The organism is Vibrio sp. 10N.286.52.C3, assembly GCF_041468865.1.
In the GTDB taxonomy this organism is placed as follows: domain Bacteria; phylum Pseudomonadota; class Gammaproteobacteria; order Enterobacterales; family Vibrionaceae; genus Vibrio; species Vibrio crassostreae_C.
Genome location: NZ_JBFRJM010000109.1, coordinates 1 through 18222 on the forward strand (window position 1 = coordinate 1; position 18222 = coordinate 18222).

Genomic DNA, 18222 nt, shown 5'->3' on the forward strand with positions numbered 1-18222 from the left:
TCGGCGCACAAACAAAAAGGGTGAGCCATAAGCTCACCCTTTTTACATCGTATTTTCGTTATTGAGCCAACCAGTGTTTCACGTGAAACGCTCGCTCCATCAAAACAAACGCTGAGGTTGACCAAAGTAATACCCTTGCAAGTAATCGACCCCCATGTCTTCAGCAATACGGCACACCTGCTCATTATGAACGAACTCCGCCACCGTCTTAGCATTCAGAATCTGGCATAAGCTCACCAACTGCTGAGCGATCTTGCGCTGCTTTTTATCTTTATCAATATTGCGAATCAAACTGCCATCAAGCTTGATCACCTGTGGTTCTAGCTTCAATATCTCATCAATGTTCGAATAGCCCGAACCAAAGTCATCAACAATAATATTCACACCAAGATCGCGGAAGTGATTACACACCTCAATCAAGCGACCGTAATCCTGAATTTGTTCCGTTTCTAACACCTCCAAGCCAATACGCTGTGGGTGACTGATTTTCTTGATCGCTTGTTCAAGGTGAAGAATGGTTTTCTCATTGCTGAAATCTTGTGGCGCTAAATTAATTGAGAACGAATCGGTTCGCTGACTCATAAAATCGAAGGTGCGCGTTATCATCTGACGACTGAGGCGTGTATAGAGATGGGTTCCTTCAATGATTGGCAAGAACTTACCCGGTGCAATTAACTGACCGTCCTCTTCAATTCGAACCAAACACTCGTAGCTCTCTACCTGATGACTGTGTGCTGAAACTATGGGCTGAGAGCACGCCACAATATTCTGATTAAGCACCGCGCGACTCACACACGACAGCCAACCAAGTTGCTCTTGGCGATGCTTCTCCAATTGAATGAGTGCCTTGGCGCTCACTAGGTGCTTGTTCTGGCTGACAGCGCTGCGCCTCGCATCAATCGCCTTCAACAATAAGTCATCAATAGAGGTAGTCGGGAAATCTCGACGGCTGGCGATACCCGCACAGATAGACACCGACAAGTAATCAATATCGGGTAAACCGGTAGGCTCAAAATTCACATGCTCGGTTTGATCGGCAAATTCCGAGAATCGCTGATGAATATGTTCTTGGCTCGCCCAACTATCAAACACCACCGCCCACTCACCAATACCGATACTGTAGAGCTGACAGCCCTCATCAAAGAACTGCCACAGCGCCTTTTGAAAGTACTCACTCAAATCATGCAGAAGCTTGTCACCTACTCGATAACCATACTTCTCATTGATCTGACCAAAGGTCGTGACCTTCAAAGCTAACAAGTGGCTGTCACTGCTCATTTTCGACAGTTTCTCACGCAGCACACTTCGATTGGGTAAACCTGTACGGTGATCAATTCGATAGCTTGCCGTCAATGCAGTGGCTTGCTGCTGAATCTTACTCGCCATACTGTTATTCATATCATCGACATCAAGCAGTGCATTTCGGATCAATGAAAACAGAGGGGATATATTGGTAGCGGGTTGTGTCTCTAATGGCAATACTGCCTTACCCTCACCCTCTCTAAGCGCAAGGTAAGTGAGGCTATGGTGCAAGATTCGCTGTTGGCTATTCTCTTGATAAAGTTCTCCCATGCAGTAAACGCCATAGCTGTCGGCCAATTTTTGGAAAACCTCTACCTCTTGGTTGCCATCGATAAAGTCGATGCGAGAGGTGCAGTTGTAAATGAAGAACTGTTCTGGCCTATGAGAGGCGATCTGCTGCACGCCCAGTCGTATCTGCTCTAAGGTCAGTGATGGATGGTCATAACAAAACCGGACCTCATCGCCCACTTGGAACAGGCCGCTGAATTCTATCTCTCCACTTTCCGTTACCTTGAGCGGTAAGTGAATGTTTTGCTCTTTCGGGTCACCGACCATCAAGGGAAAGTTATGCAGTTGCTCAAAAGGCACTTCGAGGCCATCAGCGAGGTAACGATTGTAGAGTTCGCGAACAGGCATCCCATCCAGTTCCAACAACCGGTTCTCTTGAGCACCTGTCACTCGAAAAGTTCGACCAATCGGATTCCATTCAGTGTAGTAACCCTTAGCGATGGAGAGCTCAACACTGTGCAGCGCCAACATCACATAGGCATTTTCATAGCAAATGCCGTCTAACATCACCCATCGCCCATTATCTGTGATGGTCGATGCACCGCCACAGATCGGTAATGAATACATCGACTGCTCAAACGCTGAAAATAGATCTCGGTTATTTATCTGCAAGCGGTCTGCGAAACAGATGATGCTTTGAGTATTATCATTGCACTCAAGCTGTTGCCACATAGCGTGGCTATCGAGCAATGGTTGTTCGCTATATTCGACAACACCACAAGAGTAAGACGTCGCGTCAAAGCGGGTAACAATCAGATAAAGACCTTGGTGCAGGATGACACCTTGACTAATGTAGTGGTTAGCACTGCAACCAATCAATTTGGCATTGGGAAAAGTCGATTGAATCACTTGGCAGGCAGCCAAAACAGAACCTTTCTCGAAAGACGAAAACACCTGAATCAGTAGGCTTTCATGTTGATGAAAATCTATCTTTTCCAATTCACGTTGGGTTTGCTCAATGTCTTGTATCAGGAGAGAAGTCGACTGCATATTCACATTAATCGTTACGTTAATGATTTATTATTGTGCTTATTATAGATAAGGCTTGCACGGAATACTTGCGATCGCGTTATGAATAATGTGACCTTAGTTAGACATCATTCATTCCGCCAAAAAGCAGTCATTAATGGCGGCGCAGTACTTTTATAGCCAGTCGTTACACAATGCGGGAAGCTTTAACTGCTAAAACAGTCGCTTAGGCTCACCGAAGTAGTAACCCTGCAGATAATCGACACCCATTTGCTCTGCTATCTCACAAACCTGTTGGTTATGGACAAATTCAGCGACCGTTTTGGCATTGAACACTTGGCACAAACGAATCAACTGAGAGGCTATGTTTCTTTGTTTTTGATCTTTGTCGATATTACGAATCAAGCTACCGTCGAGCTTAATGATCTGTGGCTCAAGCTTAATGATTTCCTCGATGTTGGAGTAACCAGAGCCAAAGTCATCAACAATGATTCTCGCCCCAAGCGCACGGAAGTGATCACACACCTCAATCATGCGACCATAATCTTTAATCTGCTCAGACTCGAGAACCTCTAGGCCAAGTCGAGTGGGATCGTTCATAGCACTGATGGCGGTCTCGAGCACCTCAAGCGTCTTGTCGCTCAACAAATCTTGCGGGGATAGGTTGATAGAAAATGGGCTTTGCTTATCCGCCATATAACCTATGGTGTTCTTAATCATGTGTCGGCTGAGGCGAGTGTAAAGGTGCGTGTCGGCAATGATAGGTAAGAACTTACCTGGTGGCACAATGGTACCGTCTGACTCCATGATTCTGACCAAGCACTCTTGGCCAATCATTTCGTGCGTAACCGACTCCACAATCGGCTGGGAATAGGTGATGATGTTCTGATCTAGAATCGCACGACTTACACAACTCAACCAACCGAGTTGCTCTTTGCGGTCCTCTTCGCTCACCTGAATATCTTTGGCATTGGTGATGTGGGTATTGTTACGTACTCCATAGCGTCGAGCTTCGATCGCTTTCAATAAGATCTGGTCACCACTGTCGGTTAAGAAGTCACAACGACTAGCAAAGCCGCCACACAGAGAAACTGACAGGTAATCAATATCAGCCAAACCATATGGCTCAAAATTTATGTGTTCGATGTCATCGGCGAACTCAACGAAACCTTCTTTTATTTTCGTACTACCAACACTAGCATTGAAGATAATCGCCCACTCTCCAACACCAATACTGAATAGCTCTACCTTCACGCGAGGCTCTTTAACCACACGAAGCTGTAATCGCTCGATAAAGTGATTAGACAGATCGAGTAGCAGCTGATCCCCCACTTGATAACCATACTTCTCGTTAACCTGATGGAAGTTGGTTAGCTTTAAGGTCAGCAGATGTTCACTGAACAGAATCGTATTGAGGCGCTCTTTCAGTACGATACGGTTCGGCAAACCAGTACGCGAGTCAATGCGATAGCTTTCGGTTAAGCGACGCGCTTGTTGATGGAGTTTCTTTTCCATCTGAGTATTCATACTGTCGAGATCAGCGACTGCATTTCTGACTAGGTTAAGCAATGGCGACACGGTTGAGCCACACTGAAAGTCTTCGCAATGAAACTCTTTAATCTCGTCAGACTCGCGCATAGCGATATAAGTCAAGCTGTGGTGCAGTATCTCTTGGCGGTCTTCATTACGGTATAGCTCCCCCATGCAGTAGGCACCACATGTATTCACTATCCCTTCAAATGGCTTGAGCTCAAGTTTACTGTCGATAAATTCAAGTCGAGATACGCAGTTATAAATGATCACCGATTCAGGCTGATGCATGGCTAGCATCTCGGCACCGTGGTGCACCTTTTCTGCAGTGAGCGATGGGTGGTTATAACAAAACTGCGCCTCTTCACCGACATGCCAAGGGCTATCAAACTCAATACTGCCATCATCATTAATACGTAGCGGCGTCGAGATACCCTTCTTTCTGCCAAGTTCTCGATAAAGTGGAAAGCTCATCAGTTGACTAAAAGGAAGGTCTTTGCCATCCGCAAGGTAATGTTTGAATACTTCAATAGCCGGCTTGTCGTTCAATGCGTATAAGCGATTTCCGATTGCGTGTGTGACTCGTAGCTTCATCCCAATCGGGTTCCACTCAGAGTACGCGTCCGACCAAACCTTCAATCTTGGGTTAGTCAGAGCCACAGCAACACAGGCGTGCTGGTAGGTTTGCTCGTTATACATAACCCAACGGCCAAATTCATTCTCATGGCACAGTCCACCAGCTATCGGCAAGGCGTAAGGCAAATTTTCAAAAGCGCTATAAATAGGATAATCACGCCCTTCAACCTGATCGCACAAGCTGATGACCGTTTTGGTTTCTTCTGTAAGGCGCAGCTGAAAAGCTAAGTCTTGGCTGTCTTGATTTGGATTGCCGGAAAAAGGCTGGACCGCAGAGGTTAGATGGGTTTCGTTGAACTCACTGATGATGACTAAGGTGCATGCACTTTCAAGGCAATTATCACAGATAACATGACGAGCACTCTGGCCAATTAGCGTCGCATTATTTAAACGATTGAGGGCAACACCCGCGATTTGACGAGCTAGATCTGAAGATTGAGCTGAGAAAATTTGAATAAGGTACTGTTTGCTGTCACACCATTCTCGCTGATCAAATTGAGCTCTAAATAACGCCTCAGTATTTGCGAGAAATGTAAATGTTTGCATGCCAACCCTTGTTCAAAATCGAGTGAAGTAACAACCCGCAACCACTGCTATGACTGAAATGAATCGATAAAAAGTAGTCGCCAATTATCCTAGCCTAATCAGGCTTTTATAGGCGACTAATGTAACAATTCAATAGCATAAATGCGACACAATAAGCTTACCGAGCCATTAAATTAGTCGCATAAGATCGCTAAGTTGGTCTATTTCAACATCAGGGAGCACACTCGCCTTCGGGGAGCGGTATAAATTGGAACCAGTGTCATTAAACCAGCACGCTTGGAAGCCATTTTGCTTGGCTCCATAGACATCCGTTTTGAGGTGATCGCCAACATGAAGAATATTCTCAGCGTCACAACCTAGGTGTTGCTGAGCTTTTTCAAACATATCTGGATAGGGTTTTGCTCTGCCATCAGGGCCGGCTTTAAGGATTAATTGAAAGTACAGCCCTAAGCCAATTTTGTGTGGATCGACATTGCCATTGGTAATCGCAACCAGAGGAATACGTTGGCTAAGTTCAGTCATCACTCGATGCGTTTCTTGAGGGACATCGACTTGATTACGCAACCACAAGGCATGCTCAATGCCCTCTCGAGCCGCTTGCTCTGCTTGCTGCAGAGAGTAACCCAATTGCAGCAAACCACTCTTAATCTGAGTTTCACGCCACACGGTGACATCATGTTTCAAAGCTGGGTTTTCAGATGCGACTTGCTGCTTAATGCCCTGCCACTCTTCAAGCGATAAAGAAGCCGACACTGGGTGCTTTTGATAAAGCCACTGTGCCATCTCTTTCTCAACCTTCATGATCACAGGCCAGTTGTCATACAGGGTGTCATCCAAGTCAAAGGTCATGGCTTTGATGGGCTTTAACCCTCGATAAATTCGCATAGTAAACCCTTTAATCTAATCTTTATTCTTCTTACGAGCTCTCGGGTGAGCCTGATCATAAGCTTGTGCTAAGTGTTGGAAATCTAAGTGGGTATACACTTGGGTCGTCGAGATGTTTTCATGGCCAAGCAACTCTTGCACAGCACGAAGATTTTGGCTCGATTCCAGCACATGCGTTGCAAAGGAGTGACGCAGTTTATGCGGGCTGATGTGGCTCGCGACAGATTGCTTCTTGCCCCACTCTTCCATGCGCTTTTGCACGCTGCGGTGAGAGATACGAGTCCCGAGCTTAGAGACAAACAGCGCGGTTTCACCCGGTGAAGCCAATTCACCACGAACTTTGAGCCATTTATCGACCCACTCTTTAGCTAAACCAGAAAAAGGCGCTTTGCGTTCTTTGTCGCCTTTACCAATCACTCGGATTTCGCCTTGTCGACCCAACACATCTTTCAGATTGATGCCGACCAGTTCTGCCAGTCGTAATCCAGCACCATACATCACCTCCATCATCGCTCGATCACGAATCGACAATGGATCGTCCTCATTCACATCAAGCAGTTGACCCACTTCATCAACATCGAGGTTTTTAGGCAAAGGGCGTTGTTTGCGAGGTGCAGAGACACCTTTGGCTGGATTGGCGGTCATTTCGCCACGCAACACAAGGAAATCAAAGAAGCTGCGCAGTGACGATAAGCGCGTTGCAATGCTGCTCGCTTTCATTCCCTCACGCATGCCTTTACTGGCCAGTTGTCTGACCCACGCCGCATCGACTTGACCCCAATCCTTTAGCCCTAGAGTGACTAAATGACCGGCCATGGTTTCAAGTTGTTGTTTGTAATTACGTTGGGTGTGTAGGCTGAGTCCCTTCTCGCTTCGGAGATATTCATAGAAGCGAGAAAGTGGCTTTTGAAGGCTGTTAGGAAGAGGTATTTTGGGCTCTAGGCTCATTATTTATCTGCCAAGGTAAGGTGTCCGCCAAATGAGCGACAACAAGTGCTAAATGGCGTAAAAAGAGCGTATCCATATGGGGTTGGAAATGTCCGCCATCTTCACTAGAAAAGGCGAGCAAACCCAATGGAGACTGCTTAGCAAGCGGTAGTACTACATAAGAGCCTAGCTCTGGAACTGGATAATCACCAAACAAATCGTGTCTGTCGGCTTTTCTCAAGCGTCCAAGATAAGCATCTTTGCCATTGAAATGGTTAAGCGAAAACTTAGAGTAACCCTCAGCACTCAACTGATAAAAGCCAGATTGCGAAAGAATACGAACATGAGCCTTAAGCCCAAGATCTAACGCTTTTTGTTCAACGGCTTTTATCACCTGCATGAAGTCACTGCATTTCAGCACTTGCGCTTGCAGATCCATAAACTCATAGAAGGTTTTATCGTTATTTGCTGCCAACGACATCAAGCCAGTGATCTCTTCTTCAAGCTCTTCGATTCGATGACGTTGGCGTTTAAGCTGAACCTCAACCAGAGAAACAGCGCCCTGCTCAACGTTATTGATAGCAAGGCGATCAACCAAATCTTTTCGGTCTTGGAAAAAATCTGGGTTATCACGTAAATATTCCGCGACCACTTCTGCGGTGAGTGCGTCGGCTTCAACGTAAGACAAAACCTATCCTTTATTTTTATGAATATATTTGTTTTGGGTCGTTATTAGCAAGAAAGTTGACCATCAAACACATGCGTTGCAGGGCCGGTCATAAACAGAGGTTTACCCGGGCCTTGCCAGCTAATGTGTAAGTCACCGCCTGGTAGACGAACCTTCACATTCTCAGCCAGTAAGCCTTGAGTGATACCCACTGCAACTGCGCCACACGCTCCGCTGCCACATGCCTGAGTTTCACCCGCGCCGCGTTCGTAAACACGTAGACGAACTTCTTCACGGTTAACGACCTGCATAAAGCCAGCATTAACACGCTCAGGGAAACGTTCATGTGATTCAAGTAGTGGGCCTAAGGTGTCCACATCAGCCGTGTCGACGTCATCAACCACGGTAACCACATGTGGGTTACCCATGCTTACCGCACCACAGAATAAGGTGTGTACATCCGTTCTTAGGATATACGTCTTCTCTGGCTGCTTGGCCTTGAATGGAATCTTGCCGGGTTCGAACTCAGGAATGCCCATGTTCACCGTGATCAGGTCATTCTCTTCAATCTTGAGAACCATTTTACCTTTCTTGGTACTCACGTTGATGCTGTACTTATTCGTTAAGCCTTTCATGCGAACGAATCGTGCAAAACAACGTGCACCATTGCCACACTGCTCCACTTCACTGCCATCCGCATTGAATATGCGGTAATGGAAATCAGTTTCTGGATCATAGGGAGCCTCAACCACAAGTAGCTGATCAAAGCCCACACCAGTGTGACGATCCGCCAAACGACGGATCAAATCTGGAGAAAAGAAAATATTTTGAGTAATGCAGTCCACGACCATGAAATCATTGCCCAAACCATGCATTTTAGAAAAGTGGAAGTGCATAACGCTTAAAATTACTCCGGAAGAATGTTTTCAAGTTCCCACAGACTCGTAAGCTCTTCACGCTGACGAACCAAGTGAGTTTTATCGCCATCCACCATCACTTCAGCCGCACGCGAACGAGTGTTGTAGTTAGATGACATCGCGAAGCCATAAGCACCCGCTGAACGAACTGCTAGCAGATCACCTTCTTCAAGAACAAGGTCACGATCTTTACCTAGGAAATCGCCTGTCTCACAGATTGGGCCAACCAAATCGTAAGTCACAGCTTCACCCTGACGAGGGCTAACAGGAACAATATCCTGCCAAGCTTGATAAAGTGCTGGGCGCATTAGGTCGTTCATTGCTGCATCGATGATGGCAAAGTTCTTGTGCTCTGTTGGCTTGAGGAACTCGACTTTCGTTAATAATACACCAGCGTTAGCAGCAATCGCTCTTCCAGGCTCGAAAATCAGCTCTAGATCAGAATGATTGTCTAGGCGAGCCAATAAGGCTTTCGCGTAGTCAGAAGGCTGTGGTGGTAATTCATCACGATAAACCACACCCAAGCCGCCACCGACATCAAGGTGTTTGATGTTGATACCGTTAGCACGTAGCTGGTCGATCAGCGCAAGTAGGCGATCGGTTGCATCGATGAAAGGTTCGATATCCGTTAACTGAGAACCAATGTGGCAATCAATACCATGGATAGACAAGTTATCGAGTGTTTTTGCAAACTCATAAACAGCAGGAGCACGGTCGAAAGCGATACCAAACTTGTTATCACGCAGACCTGTAGAGATATAAGGGTGAGTGTTCGCATCAACGTCTGGGTTGATACGCAGTGAAATCGGCGCTTTAACACCAAGCTCACCAGCTACTTTATTCAGTCGCTCTAGTTCTGGTTCAGACTCTACGTTGAAACACTTAATGTTCAACTCAAGCGCACGCTTCATTTCAGCGGCTGTTTTACCGACACCAGAGAATACAACTTTTGCTGGATCGCCACCGGCAGCAACCACACGCTCTAGCTCACCGCCAGAAACGATATCGAAGCCAGAGCCCAAACGAGCCAAAGTATTCAACACGCCAAGGTTTGAGTTAGCTTTAACGGCATAACACACCAAGTGCGGATGCTCACCAACCGATGAATCAAACGCATTCCAGTGGCGTTCTAATGTTGCACGAGAATATACATACAGCGGTGTACCATATTGCTCTGCTAGTTGTGAAAGTGCGACGTCCTCAGCCCAAAGCTGGCCATCTTCCTGATAGTTGAAGTAATCCAAAGTTCTTATCCCTTATAAATAACGATTTCTGCGTGTTTTCACTTATTGTGATTGTTCGGTTTGCTGAACTTCATCAGGATCGTACAAAGGACCCGTTTGACCACAACCAGAAAGTCCAATAACGGACATCATAAATAGAGCAGCAATTAATTTTTTCATTTTGCATATCGTGATTATTAACTCAATGCCCCCTATAATCGCACCACACTCAGGAAAAGCAATAGGATAGAAAGGATGAACGAGACTGAATTTCATCAGCTGGTCGATATACAGATGCAAAACATCGAAGAAGCTATCGATGAATCAGAGGCAGATATTGATTACGAAGTGACTGGTAACGTGATGACGCTGGAGTTTGAGAACCGCAGCCAAATCATCATTAACCGCCAAGAACCAATGAAAGAAATCTGGTTAGCGTCTAAATCTGGTGGCTTTCACTTCAAGCTAGTTGACGACAAGTGGACATGTTCAAAGACGGGCATGGAGCTGTTTGAGATGGTTAAAGAAGAATGCGTGAAGCACGCAGGTGAAGCGATCGATTGGGTCTAATCATTTGTAAGCAAAACTAAAAAGGAGTGAATCAATCACTCCTTTTTTTAAAATCAATCGGGCTTAGTAAGACTAGATGTTAACTATCTTTGAGCTCCGAGAAGCTAAAGTTGCATCGTTACGATAAGGCACAACGTAAGAATTGCCTTCTTCAGGATGAACGATTTGGTAGTACTGAGGTAGGTTAAAGTTAATCAACTTAGACGACATCTTCGACTCATCTTTTACCGATGTGTAGAAAGAATTCACGCTCGCGATCATCTCATCTTTTTCACCGCTGTACTGGTGGTAGACCTCAACTTGGTTCGACTCGTCCAATACATAAATATTGAAGCCTTTGTCGGTATCTTCGAAAAAGAACTGAATCAAGCCCTCACTCGCAAAACCATCCACCACTTCTGGTAGCTGATACTCTTGCTCTTTATCGAGCATCAGTAAAGGTGAGCCTTTGAGCTTATTGGTTGAGATGCTACGGTAGAAATCGACCGAGTTTTCCAACATCTGTACCGACACACCACGACGTTCGAAGAACAGACCAAACATCTTATTAGCTAAACGAATAGCCTTAAAGCGGCGGCGCTTCTCGGGTTCAATCGGTTTCAATCGTAAATCGATACACTCAGCAAGCAGTTGATACACCATGTTACGCATCACACCACGCAGGTTTTTGCTGTAACAGAACACATCAACCGATTCTGGCGGTAAAGCATCTTGGTGCATTTTGCCAAGCACCGTCTTCAGCGCATCCAGCATTGCCGTATCACCTTGGAAATGCAGCGTACGTACTTCATGCCAAGAGTTACGATAAACTAAGTCGACACTGCCGACTAAGCTCTTACCTTCCTCACCAAAGCTGAAGATATCGGCGTTCTTGAGGTCCACTTTTAATGCACGACCACTTAATTCAGACGTCGGGTCATTTTCAAAGTTGATGAACATCGCTAGCTGGCTTATCTCACACGGGCTCGCCAGTGCTTGCATACTTGGGCGACGCTTACGCAAAGAAAACGTATTACGCAGGTCGCTCACCATTTGATAGAACTTATCGATATCGATGTGAGCGTCACGTACCACAGAGTGCAAACGTGTCGACTCGGTAATCAAGCCATTAAAAAACGACCATGCTACCAACTTACTCAAGTACTCATGGTGCTCTAGAGAAGGCTGACCAAGAATGCGGTGTGCAACCAGTGGCTGCTTATACAAGTACCAACCTGCTTTATTCGACTGACCCTGACGAACTTCGATGAAGCTCAAGTCGGGTTCATGCAGATCCGGAGAGATTTGTGGGTTCAGCAGTGTCACTTTACCTGGCAATACCTCAAACGCAGCGTAAAGCTTACGTGCCAAGATGCTGATATCTTGTGGACTGATTGCCGAAGTGATGTCGTTACGACGCGCAAATTGAATCAGATTACGATAGCTCAGCATCAAGGCATCAAGCAGTGCATGGTGCACCACTTTAACCTGCTCAACCTTCCAGTTACGGCGGTTATCGAGCTCAGCAATGGTTTCATGTCCCCAATTCCAAGATTTAGTCATCTCGGTTAAGGCTTCACGACGCCACGCAACGGAGCCAATGCCCGCATCTCGTGACAACTTCTCGTGGGTCTTAAGATAAAAACAGCGCCTCACCAAGTCCAATCGAGTATGGTCGTTAATACGCTCTAGGTAGCGCGTTACCTTCTCAAGCATCAGATAGTAACTATCCATGCCATACAGATCCGGTTCATCCGCGAAGAAGCGACGCTTGGTATCAATACTCAGCAGTTGGGTGTTTGGGTATTCCCATGAATAGGCTTCTAACAGGATCGCCTTCAAAACCGATTTATACGGTGAGTCGATACTCTTATAGAGCTGCCACAGGTTTGAACCAAAGTACTCTTCAGCGGGAATGCGATTCAGCTTGCCGAAATCGATCCACTGCGAGCAATCAAGATAGCCATCCTGACACAAACCTTGAACATACTCGTCGTAACACTCTTCCATTTCTGGCGGAATGATTTGCCACAACAAACGCTGACCAGCCAAACGAACCGCAGAGCGATAAAACTCATCAAGCAATAATAAGTGCTGTGAAGAACCACAGTTATCGCCGGTCATCTCTTCTGAATGGTTCGAACGGAAACGCTCTTCATCCATCAAGAAGAAGTTCGCTTCTACTCCCAAGGTTTCAGCCCAATCGGTAATCAAGAGACACTTGTTGGTTAGGCTATCGCGAGAGGCGCCATCCATATCCGGGGAAACACACACCCAGATATCAAGATCACTTGAAGTGCTTTGACCAATAGAAGAAGTACTACCCATGGTGTACAAGCCAAGGATTGCTGGTTCATCCGTCTCGGTGAGTTTGCCACCCAGCGTTAATTCGGTATCAGAGACAAATTGCTTTTGGAATTCATTAAGCGTGAAGCTACGAATTCCAAAAGGAACTTGTTGGTCATAATAACCAGGCATCATCGGGTGATTGAAGTGAAGCAGTGCGGGAATAAGGTTGAATACTCGCTGGCCTTGCACATTCATCAACGCCAACGCACGATCAATGCGCTGCTGATTTAGATTGTCTAATCGTTGAATCAAAGTTTGAGTGTAAGCCTGCAAGGTAAGTCCTTGGTTTGAGGTTAAGTGCAGTTCTGTTTAGTTACTGAACGAAAGGAGCAACAAAACGTGATCAATTTAACACTTTTACCCTTAATGGTAAAGCAAAGGAACCCGTCATACTGGTCAATTCCTTGATGACAGAAAGTTAAACTCACGGCGCCGTAGTGTCCTCTTTATTGACTATTTCTAATAATAGCCCATGTTTCAAATGAGATACTAATCACACTATTTTGGTGAACTCATGAAAATCTCTCAGCTATCAAAGTATGGAATGATCAAACAGTAAGAATTCTCGCCTCATAATGGTAGGATTAGGCTATTACAGAACCTATATCGGAAACACCATGACAAATTCAGCACCAATCCGTATCGCGACCAGAAAAAGCCCTCTTGCCCTTTGGCAGGCATACTTTGTAAGGGATACACTGCAAGCTGCTCACCCTGGTTTAGAGGTTGAGTTGGTAACTATGGTGACCAAAGGTGACATCATCCTAGACACTCCGCTTGCTAAAGTGGGTGGTAAAGGACTGTTCGTTAAAGAACTTGAAGTAGCCATGCTAGAAGGTCGTGCTGACCTAGCGGTTCACTCAATGAAAGATGTACCTGTCGACTTCCCTGAAGGTCTAGGTCTGGTAACAATTTGTGAGCGCGAAGATCCGCGTGACGCTTTCGTATCAAACACTTACAACAACATCGACGAACTCCCACAAGGTGCTGTCGTGGGTACGTGCAGTCTGCGTCGCCAATGCCAACTGTTAGAATACCGCCCAGATCTGATCATCAAAGAGCTGCGCGGCAACGTTGGTACTCGTCTAGGTAAACTCGATGATGGTCAATACGATGCGATCGTACTGGCTGCTGCAGGTCTTAAACGTCTAGAGCTAGAAGAGCGTATTCGTAGCTTCATCGAACCAGAGCAGTCTCTCCCTGCTGTTGGCCAAGGCGCTGTTGGTATTGAGTGTCGCCTTGATGACGAGCGTCTGATTAAACTCCTTGAACCACTGAATCATAAAGACACGGCTGATCGTGTACTGTGCGAACGTGCAATGAACCTTACCCTAGAAGGTGGCTGTCAGGTTCCTATCGGCAGCTACTCATTATTAGATGGCGAAAACATCTGGCTACGTGCATTAGTTGGTGAACCGGACGGTTCTAAGATGGTTCGTGGTGAGATCTCTGGCCCTCGCAAAGATGCAGAAGCACTTGGCGTGACTCTGGCAAATCAATTGCTGGATGATGGCGCGAGAGAAATCTTAACCAAGCTCTACGTTGACCAAGAATAATCATGACAGTGTTGGTGACTCGTCCCGGTTCAGAGGGACAATCGCTTTGCCAACAACTAGCGGATGAAGGGGTTCAAGCAATCCATCATCCGCTGATTCGTATCGTGGATAATCCCAACTCTGCGGATTTAAGCACCCAGCTTAATAACAGCGATATCATTATTGCAGTCAGTCACCACGCCGTGGCGGCTGCCCAAAGCATCCTTTCAAAAACCTCATCCATTTGGCCTACTTCGCCGCTTTATCTTGGCGTTGGTCAAAAAACTGCGCACGTTTTAAGCAAAGTCTGTAAACAAAAAGTAAACTATCCTCAAGTTAGTGATAGTGAACATCTTCTTAAACTTACTGAACTTAATGGCGTAGAAAATAAGTCCATTTTGATACTACGTGGCAATGGTGGGCGTGAGCTCATTAGGGATTCTCTACTCAATCGAGGTGCACAAGTCTCTTATTGTGAGACCTACCGTAGAGAATATATTCCTATTAGCGACCACAATACCTATCAAACATGGATAAACAAAAAAACGTCCAAAGTTGTCATCACTAGTCAGGAACAATTGGAGTATCTCTGCTCAATTACCCCTGATGAGTATTTGGCTTGGCTTTCAACAAGACATCTATTTGTCCCAAGCCAGCGCATTGTAGAGCGAGCACAACAACTCGGCTTCTCGAATGTGACCAATACTCACAGTGCTACGAACCAAATATTACTGGCTGCTCTCCGGCCCTAGCTAGAAACAGGAAATAAGCATGACAAGCAAAAAAAATAATGAGCATATTGAACCTGAAAAGAAACAAGATACTCAGCCAGTAGTTGTTGAAAACGAAAAAGCTGACTCTACAGAGACAAAACAACCTGAACAGAAGCTTGATGCCTCTGCTTCAAATACCGCTAAAAATGAGCAGCCTCAAGCTGAGCATAAAGAGCAAATAGAGAAAGCAGAAAAGCAAGGTAAGCGCGGTGTCAAACTAGGCGCTATTGCGATCGCTATTTCAATTATCTTCAGTGGCGGTATCGCATTTCAAATGCAGCAAAAGAGCGCTGAATACTCGGCTCAAATAGCCGCTCTTCAAGCACAACTTCAAAATACCCAATCTGCGGTAAATAAAGACCTACAAACCATCAAGCAAGAGACTATCCAAGAAGCCTCACACGCGGTGGAGAAAACTCAGGTCGTGCAATCTCAACAGCAGAAGAGCATTCAAAGCCTGCAGTTAGCAGTGGCTGACGTGAAAGGTCGCCGCCCGAATGACTGGTTACTTGCCGAAGCCGATTACCTTGTGAAACTAGCAGGACGTAAACTGTTCCTCGAGCATGATGCCGTTAGCGCAACCAAGTTAATGGAAAGCGCCGATCAACGTATCGCAGCACTGAATGACCCGAGCTTAGTGTCACTGCGTCAATCAATGACCAATGACATTACCAAGCTTCGCACTATTCCTCTGATCGACCGTGACGGCTTAGTTCTGCGTATCACAAGCTTGCAACAGCAAGTCGATACACTGCCGCTTGCCAATGCGATTCTTCCGGAAGCTGCGGTTGTTGAGAAAAAAGCGGTATCGCAAGATATTAATGATTGGCAGAACAACCTGATGACGTCGATGAAAGACTTCTCAGAAAACTTCATTACCTTCCGTAGTCGTGATGGCGAAGTTATCCCTCTACTCTCTCCTGAACAACACTTCTACCTGCGTGAAAACATCAAAGGTAAATTAGAAACCGCGATTCGCGCCGTCTACAAAGAACAAGGTGAACTCTATAGCGCAGCTCTTAATACCGCTAGCGAGTGGTCGAAAGCGTATCTAAACCAAGATAACAACTCAGTGATTGAATTTGAGAAAGCGATTAAACAGCTAAGTGAACAGAACATCTCTGTGAAATACCCTGTAAAGCTTGAATCTCAAAATGAGTTGTCAGATGTGATACGTGAGCGCCTACGTCGTGAAGTCACCGTTATGACCACGGAGGAAAAATAATGATTCGTTGGATTTTTCTTTTTCTCGTTCTAGGTGCTGGGTTAATTGTTGGTACTCAGTTCTCTGGTCAACAAGGCTACGTTCTGATCTCAATTGCGAATAAGACTATTGAGATGAGCGTGACAACACTGGTTATCTTTGTCATTGCTCTTCTAGCGGCTCTATTCGGCTTAGAGTACCTATTTAAAAAGCTTATGTACGCAAGCTCGACAACTTGGAACTGGTTCAGTGTTCGTAAGCTGAAACGTTCTCGTCGTTATACCAATGAAGGCATTATCAAGCTACTTGAAGGTGACTGGAAAGGCGCTGAGAAGAAAGTAACTCGTTGGGCTAACCATCACGACATGCCTCTACTTTGTTATTTAGTCGCTTCTCAAGCGGCACACGAACAAGGTAATACAAGTGAGCGAGATAAGTACATCGAGCTTGCTAGCCAACAGGACGACTCTCTACTAGCGGTTGAGCTAACTAAAGCTAAACAGCAAATCAGCGAGTCAAACTACGAAGCTGCATTCGATACACTTTCGACCCTAAAAGGCACATACCCTAATAACACTGCTGTACTTGGCCTGTTAAAAGCCACTTACTTGCAACTGAAGTTATGGCAGCCATTGCTAGAGTTAACTCCTAAATTAGTTAAGAACAAACTTCTAACAGCTGATGAGCAACGTGAATTAGAACAGAAAGCACAATGTGGGCTACTTCATGATGTGGCACAACAGCAAGGTAGCGAAGGTTTAATCAGCCATTGGAACAAGCTTTCAAGAAAACAGAAACAAAGTTCGCACCTTGTATCCTGCTTTGTGAAGCAACTTATCGCTCGCAAAGCTGACTCAGAAGCCTTCACTGTGATCAAAGAGAACATTGCAAAGAGTGGGTCAAATGAACTCTACATGTTGCTTCCAGAGCTGAACCTAGCCGATCACCACCCAGTAGTGGTCATGCTAGAACGTGCAATTAGTAAAGACAGTGGTAATGCCGAAGCACACAGCGCGCTGGCTCAGTTCTACTTAAGAGAGCAGAAGTGGGCGGAAGCACAAAGCCACTTCGAAAAAGCCCTAGCACTTCGCTCAAATGTTTCAGATTACGGATACCTATCTGACGCACTAGAGAAGCAAAACTTAACGAAAGCAGCTCACGAGGTTTCTCGTAAAGCGCTCGCTCTAGTTCAACCCGCTTAACTCTAAGCGACTCAAACTAAGCCGATGTCTAGCATCGGCTTTTTTGTATCTGCTATTTAACCCTAGATAACTTCTACAATAGCTATAAACCAAGCTCATCAAACACTTACCTGCCCAATACCAACTAACCATGAAATTGCTCAACTGGGCTTCTCAAACACACGGAGAACGACTTTAGTTGTGTCTGTACGTAGTTTTACCATTCTTATAAACAAGTCCTTATAAGAGGTTCGAGAGGAGTCATAGAGAAAAGTGATACCTTGAAGTTCAAGAACAAATGGAGATCAGCTTGAGAGAAGGCGCTTAAAGATATTTACCCGCAGACAGATGCCCACTTAAAGTCACGTTGAATTAACAATTAAATAGCCATCAACGTTCCAACTATAAACCGTTATAACCGGGGAGTTCACGTAACTGCCTGTAGATTAATCTATTAAGTAGAGGGAGATAGCAAGAGTTACCGACCAACAAAACCTTGTTATTAGAAACGAGGCATCTTTATCAGCCAGTTCAAATTAGTAGGAGATAGAGCTCTCAAGACGCTCAGGAAAAGTTAATCAACGAACCAATAGCCACAAGTATAAACTTACGTAATCAAGCGCTGCTAGAGAGAGCAGAGCTTAATAATAAGTGTCGGAATATCAGAGCTCGTGATCAACGTAAAGCGCCTCTACAAACTCTGAGACGAATAATAAGACTCATACCAATCCGGAAAATTAA

General features: G+C 45.5%; 14 protein-coding genes. 5 read left to right on the top strand and 9 right to left on the bottom strand.

Annotation, left to right across the window (positions count from 1 at the left end):
• Positions 1 to 99: 99 nt before the first annotated feature.
• The 8 genes from AB4138_RS23430 to lptM all read right to left on the bottom strand — a co-directional run bounded on the left by AB4138_RS23430 (position 100) and on the right by lptM (position 10070).
• Positions 100 to 2580, bottom strand: coding sequence for an EAL domain-containing protein (locus AB4138_RS23430; protein ID WP_372072727.1), 2481 nt, complete (start codon positions 2578 to 2580; stop codon positions 100 to 102).
• A gap of 192 nt (positions 2581 to 2772) precedes the next feature.
• A complete protein-coding gene (locus AB4138_RS23435; protein WP_017061017.1) occupies positions 2773 to 5271 on the bottom strand; it encodes an EAL domain-containing protein in 2499 nt (832 codons plus the stop codon).
• A gap of 168 nt (positions 5272 to 5439) precedes the next feature.
• Positions 5440 to 6156, bottom strand: a complete 717-nt coding sequence (gene yigB / locus AB4138_RS23440; protein WP_017068593.1) for a 5-amino-6-(5-phospho-D-ribitylamino)uracil phosphatase YigB — start codon at positions 6154 to 6156, stop codon at positions 5440 to 5442.
• A gap of 15 nt (positions 6157 to 6171) precedes the next feature.
• A complete protein-coding gene (xerC, locus tag AB4138_RS23445) occupies positions 6172 to 7104 on the bottom strand; it encodes a tyrosine recombinase XerC (RefSeq protein ID WP_017061015.1) in 933 nt (310 codons plus the stop codon).
• Positions 7073 to 7771, bottom strand: coding sequence for a DUF484 family protein (locus AB4138_RS23450; protein ID WP_017061014.1), 699 nt, complete (start codon positions 7769 to 7771; stop codon positions 7073 to 7075). Before AB4138_RS23450 ends, xerC begins: the two co-directional genes overlap by 32 nt.
• Positions 7772 to 7815: 44 nt before the next feature.
• Positions 7816 to 8646, bottom strand: coding sequence for a diaminopimelate epimerase (gene dapF, locus AB4138_RS23455; protein WP_017061013.1), 831 nt, complete (start codon positions 8644 to 8646; stop codon positions 7816 to 7818).
• An 11-nt stretch (positions 8647 to 8657) separates the two neighbouring features.
• Positions 8658 to 9911 carry a diaminopimelate decarboxylase gene (gene lysA, locus AB4138_RS23460; protein WP_017061012.1) on the bottom strand — a complete coding sequence of 418 codons (1254 nt, stop codon included), beginning with the start codon at positions 9909 to 9911 and terminating at the stop codon, positions 8658 to 8660.
• 42 nt (positions 9912 to 9953) lie between these two features.
• Complete coding sequence (lptM, locus tag AB4138_RS24005; protein WP_017063757.1) at positions 9954 to 10070, bottom strand: LPS translocon maturation chaperone LptM; 117 nt, start codon at positions 10068 to 10070, stop codon at positions 9954 to 9956.
• Positions 10071 to 10145: 75 nt separating this feature from the next.
• Here lptM and cyaY point away from each other — a divergent pair, with 75 nt between their 5' ends.
• Positions 10146 to 10460: an iron donor protein CyaY gene (gene cyaY / locus AB4138_RS23470; RefSeq protein ID WP_017061010.1), complete on the top strand. Its 315-nt coding sequence runs from the start codon at positions 10146 to 10148 to the stop codon at positions 10458 to 10460.
• Positions 10461 to 10532: 72 nt separating this feature from the next.
• Here cyaY and AB4138_RS23475 read toward each other — a convergent pair whose 3' ends face one another.
• Entirely contained in the window at positions 10533 to 13061 is a 2529-nt protein-coding gene (locus tag AB4138_RS23475; RefSeq protein ID WP_017066755.1) for a class I adenylate cyclase, read from the bottom strand.
• Positions 13062 to 13405: 344 nt separating this feature from the next.
• Here AB4138_RS23475 and hemC point away from each other — a divergent pair, with 344 nt between their 5' ends.
• The 4 genes from hemC to AB4138_RS23495 are packed head-to-tail and all read left to right on the top strand — an operon-like array spanning position 13406 to position 17502.
• Positions 13406 to 14344, top strand: a complete 939-nt coding sequence (gene hemC, locus AB4138_RS23480; RefSeq protein ID WP_372133963.1) for a hydroxymethylbilane synthase — start codon at positions 13406 to 13408, stop codon at positions 14342 to 14344.
• A 2-nt stretch (positions 14345 to 14346) separates the two neighbouring features.
• Entirely contained in the window at positions 14347 to 15075 is a 729-nt protein-coding gene (locus AB4138_RS23485; RefSeq protein ID WP_017061007.1) for a uroporphyrinogen-III synthase, read from the top strand.
• Between the two features lie 19 nt (positions 15076 to 15094).
• Complete coding sequence (locus AB4138_RS23490; protein WP_017061006.1) at positions 15095 to 16321, top strand: uroporphyrinogen-III C-methyltransferase; 1227 nt, start codon at positions 15095 to 15097, stop codon at positions 16319 to 16321.
• A complete protein-coding gene (locus tag AB4138_RS23495) occupies positions 16321 to 17502 on the top strand; it encodes a heme biosynthesis protein HemY (protein ID WP_017063752.1) in 1182 nt (393 codons plus the stop codon). Before AB4138_RS23490 ends, AB4138_RS23495 begins: the two co-directional genes overlap by 1 nt.
• Positions 17503 to 18222 lie beyond the last annotated feature (720 nt).

What these genes read in the sequence shown, in the direction of transcription:
- AB4138_RS23430 (WP_372072727.1), bottom strand. Translation starts at nt 2,580, where the DNA reads ATGCAGTCGACTTCTCTCCTGATACAAGACATTGAGCAAACCCAACGT.
- AB4138_RS23435 (WP_017061017.1), bottom strand. Translation starts at nt 5,271, where the DNA reads ATGCAAACATTTACATTTCTCGCAAATACTGAGGCGTTATTTAGAGCT.
- yigB (WP_017068593.1), bottom strand. Translation starts at nt 6,156, where the DNA reads ATGCGAATTTATCGAGGGTTAAAGCCCATCAAAGCCATGACCTTTGAC.
- xerC (WP_017061015.1), bottom strand. Translation starts at nt 7,104, where the DNA reads ATGAGCCTAGAGCCCAAAATACCTCTTCCTAACAGCCTTCAAAAGCCA.
- dapF (WP_017061013.1), bottom strand. Translation starts at nt 8,646, where the DNA reads ATGCACTTCCACTTTTCTAAAATGCATGGTTTGGGCAATGATTTCATG.
- lptM (WP_017063757.1), bottom strand. Translation starts at nt 10,070, where the DNA reads ATGAAAAAATTAATTGCTGCTCTATTTATGATGTCCGTTATTGGACTT.
- cyaY (WP_017061010.1), top strand. Translation starts at nt 10,146, where the DNA reads ATGAACGAGACTGAATTTCATCAGCTGGTCGATATACAGATGCAAAAC.
- hemC (WP_372133963.1), top strand. Translation starts at nt 13,406, where the DNA reads ATGACAAATTCAGCACCAATCCGTATCGCGACCAGAAAAAGCCCTCTT.
- AB4138_RS23485 (WP_017061007.1), top strand. Translation starts at nt 14,347, where the DNA reads ATGACAGTGTTGGTGACTCGTCCCGGTTCAGAGGGACAATCGCTTTGC.
- AB4138_RS23490 (WP_017061006.1), top strand. Translation starts at nt 15,095, where the DNA reads ATGACAAGCAAAAAAAATAATGAGCATATTGAACCTGAAAAGAAACAA.
- AB4138_RS23495 (WP_017063752.1), top strand. Translation starts at nt 16,321, where the DNA reads ATGATTCGTTGGATTTTTCTTTTTCTCGTTCTAGGTGCTGGGTTAATT.